The sequence below is a fragment of the Romboutsia sp. genome (assembly GCF_035470145.1).
Taxonomy (GTDB): domain Bacteria; phylum Bacillota; class Clostridia; order Peptostreptococcales; family Peptostreptococcaceae; genus Romboutsia_D.
Window position 1 is genome coordinate 1 of record NZ_DATIRC010000081.1, and the last position, 3,989, is coordinate 3,989.

A 3,989-nucleotide genomic window follows, 5' to 3' on the forward strand; every position below is an offset into this window, starting at 1 on the left:
GAAAATAGTATTGATAATTTAGTATATGAATTTCAAAAAGTACCATATCTTTATATTGCTGATGGCCATCATAGAAGTGCATCAGCAGAAAATATAGCTAAAGAAAGAAGAAAAGCAAACCCTAATTATAGTGGAGATGAAGAATTTAATTATTATTTAGCTATGATTGCACCAGATAAAGATTTAATGATACTAGATTATAATCGAGTAGTAAAAGATTTAAATGGACTAGAAGATAAAGATTTTATTAATAAAATAAAGGAAAAATTTGAAGTTAGAAAAATAGAAGATGGAAAATACAAACCTAATGAAAAAGGAAAAATAGGTATGTATTTAAGTGGAAAGTGGTATGAGATAAATGTAAAGGAAGATATGGTACAAAATAAAGATATAGTGAAATCATTAGATGTATCTATACTTCACGATAATATAATAAACCCTATATTAGGAATAAAAAATCCTAGAGAAGATAAGAAAATTGACTTTATAGGCGGTATAAGAGGTTTAAATGAACTAGAAAAAAGAGTTAATAACGATATGAAAGTAGCCTTTGCTCTTTATCCAACTAGTATAGAAGAATTGATAAAAGTTGCAGATGAGAAAAAGATAATGCCTGCAAAATCAACATGGTTTGAACCAAAGGTTAGATGTGGATTATTCTTACATGAGTTATAAATCTAAAAAACTAAACAATAAAAATTATAGTAAAAAGTCTTCTAAATATGAGGGCTTTTTCTATTATAATAGTAAAATTATAAAATTCACTATTATAAGTAAAACTTAATTATTTTTAAGTTGATATTCTTTTTAAATGAAATTTTCAGACAGTTCTTTAAACATTTTTAATTAGTTTGCATATTATATATGGATGACATTAATATAAGGGGGGATTGACATAAATAGAGACCACGATGATTATGATTATGAGGTTAAAATAAAGTCAGTTTATGCTGATACTATGGTTGTAGTTGGAGAAGATAAGTATCTTTATGCTACAGGAGAAAAGGTTAATAAATATGGAATATTTTATTTGATTATGCTAGATAACAATAAAGTGAAAATAAAGCAGAAAGATGGAGATTATATTAAACTTGATAATAAAAATTTTTTAATTGCAAATTCTTCAAAAAGCGATGCTACTAAGTTTACTCTGTATAAAGTTGATAATAAAGAATATGCTATAAAAGCACCTAATGGATATTATGTTAGGGTTAGAGATGATGATTTAAAACTAGCAGCTAAAGCAGAAGATATAGGAAAGAAAACTCGTTTTAAATTTAAAGCAGTAGATTAATAACGTGAAATTTTTAGAGAGCTTGCTTAGCTCTCTTTTTTAGTTAAGTTATATTTTTCTTGGAAAACAAATTATATAGAATAGGTATTAGCATATTTAATAGACAATGCTATTAAATATGCTAAAGATAATTATAAAATGTATGCTTAATATATTATATAATACGTACTTAATTATTTAAAGTCGCCTCAACCGGAGAAAGTCCATTTTAGTTTATATTTTAAAGTTAAATACAATAAAAGTTAATTATATAAATCAAAAAGCTTTATACAAGGTTTTGTGTATTTACAGATTTGACTGAAATACTTAATATTTTTATTATTGCAATAAACTATAGTATAACAGATAAAACTATATAACCAATGATAACTTTTTATTTGTAATAGCTTTATAATTATCCTCAAATAGTGTAAAATTACAATTATGACCAACAATTAACATAGGAGGAAACATGGAAAAATTATATTATAGTGATCAATACATAAAAGAATTTACTGCAGAAATAGAAGAAATACTAGAAATAGATAACAAGTTTCATATACTACTTAATAAAACAGCATTCTTCCCAGGTGGAGGAGGACAGTTTTGTGATTTAGGTAAAATTGACGTACATGAGGTTATAAATGTATATGAAAAAGATAAAAAAGTATATCATATAGTAGAAAAGAAACCTATAAAAATACATAAAGTAAAATGTGCTATAAACTGGAAACGTAGAGAAGATGGTATGCATCAACATTTTGCACAACATGTATTATCCGGATGTTTTTATACTTTATTCAAAGCAAATACAGTAGGTTTTCACTTGGGTAAAGAAATAAGCACTGTTGATATAGAAGGGATACTAACATCAGAACAAATAAGACAAGCTGAAAATTATGCAAATGAAATAATAAGTGAAAGTATAGAATTAGAAACATTAACTCCTTCTAAAAAGGAACTTAAAAAGATTTGGATAAGAAGAGATTTACCAGATACAGCTGATGAAATAAGAATTGTAAAAATTGGAGATTTAGATTCTAATGCTTGTTGTGGTGTACATCCTAAATCTACATTAGACCTTAGAATGATAAAGATAAAAAGATGGGAAAAAAATAAAAGTGCTACTAGAATAGAATTTTTAGCTGGGAAAAGAGCAGTTGATTACTCTTTAAAAAGAGATTTATGTTTAACTGATATATGTAGATACTTAAAGTGTGGTGATGATGAAGCTATAAGAGGTATAAAGAATTTACATGAAAAGTTAGAAACTACATTAAGTGATAATAGAAAGTTAGAGGAAGAAGTAGCTAACTATGAAATAAGAGATATGATAGATATTGCTTCTAAGGTAAATGATATATCTGTTGTTATAAAAACTTATAATGATGAAAACTTAAAGTATGTCTCTAGGGTTGCATCTAAAATAACAGAAGTAGAAAATACTATAGCACTAATTGGAGTTAAGTATCAAGATAAGGTTAATTTAATCTTTGCATCTTCTAAAGATTTAAAAAATGTCAATATGAATAATTTATTAAAAGATACGATGACATTAGTTGATGGTAGGGGAGGGGGAAGCCCTTCTCTTGCACAAGGTGGAGGAAAGAATAACGGTAATTTAGAAACAGCACTTAATTATGCTTTTACTAAAATAGAAAAAACAATATAGACATAAAAAGATAGTGAATTTTAAAATTTACTATCTTTTTATGTTTCTCTTAGATTCTATTTCAACTTATTTCCATATAACTTTAATATTATCCTCAAATTTCCTATAACTAATATTGATAAAATTATATTGAAGCTATTTAAAAAAAACAAAAGTTTACATAACTTAATTAAAGTTAATTATTATATTTTAAATAAGCATATTAGTCATAAAAACTATTTAAATGCATACAAAATAGCTTTATTGTTCAATTGGATATATGTATTAGAATAAAAATTATAACTGCCTTAAAATCCAATATATTGATTTGTTTTTTCTGGAGAATATCTAAAGCGAGCCTGACGAGGAACTCCTTTAATCTTATTGAAAAAGATATATATTATATACTAAAATATAAAACTTACGAAAACTATCTTAAAATCAATACTATTGATAATAGTATGATAAATATCAATATGTCTAAATGAGCGTTTGATAATGAAAGCTATTTTATAAATTACTGTGATACTAGCCAGGATATTAAAGTTCTAGCTCTTATAATAACTGGAGATGAAGATTATGCAATAGGAGTTAACCATCACATAGATTTAAATTTCAAAATAGTATATCTAAAACTATCAAAGGTAAGCACACTCCATATTTAGAACATACTTTTGAACTTATAGATATAATTAATAACTCTATTTTTAACTTGTAAGTATTTTTATCTTACTTATGTATGTCAGTTTACATAATTTAATTAAATTAAACTTATCGATTGATAAATATATAAAATCTCATGAAATCTATTTAAATACATTTAATACAGGTTCTGTATCGAATAGGATGCATCGATCATTTGAAACAAAACAAACCTCTTATATTGGCATATAAAAGGTTCGTTTTGTTACTATTATACTATTTATCCTAATTTAAATAAAGTTTCAGAAATTTTATTGCTCGCTTCAGAGTCCATATCCTTAAGTGCATGTGCATATATATTAAGAGTAGTGTTAATATTCGAATGACCAACTCTTTCAGAAATAACTTTAATAGGCACTTTAG

Annotated in this window: 3 protein-coding genes and 1 pseudogene; 3 read left to right on the forward strand and 1 reads right to left on the reverse strand. The window is 25.3% G+C overall.

The annotated features are described in order from the left end of the window. The 3 genes from VLM92_RS02875 to VLM92_RS02885 form a co-directional block, all read left to right on the forward strand. The coding region (locus VLM92_RS02875) for a DUF1015 domain-containing protein (RefSeq protein WP_325274847.1) at positions 1-675 on the forward strand (675 nt) is incomplete at its 5' end. A 283-nt stretch (positions 676-958) separates the two neighbouring features. After that, on the forward strand, positions 959-1,294 hold the full coding sequence (locus VLM92_RS02880) for a hypothetical protein (protein WP_325274848.1): 336 nt from the start codon (positions 959-961) through the stop codon (positions 1,292-1,294). A 451-nt stretch (positions 1,295-1,745) separates the two neighbouring features. Further along, a complete protein-coding gene (locus tag VLM92_RS02885; protein WP_325274849.1) occupies positions 1,746-2,945 on the forward strand; it encodes an alanyl-tRNA editing protein in 1,200 nt (399 codons plus the stop codon). 901 nt (positions 2,946-3,846) lie between these two features. Here VLM92_RS02885 and VLM92_RS17320 read toward each other — a convergent pair. After that, positions 3,847-3,989: pseudogene (locus VLM92_RS17320) on the reverse strand (site-specific integrase); the annotation flags it as partial.

Bases quoted from the DNA above. Each gene is read 5' to 3' on its own strand.
- VLM92_RS02885 (WP_325274849.1), top strand. From the start codon at position 1,746: ATGGAAAAATTATATTATAGTGATCAATACATAAAAGAATTTACTGCA.
- VLM92_RS02880 (WP_325274848.1), top strand. From the start codon at position 959: ATGGTTGTAGTTGGAGAAGATAAGTATCTTTATGCTACAGGAGAAAAG.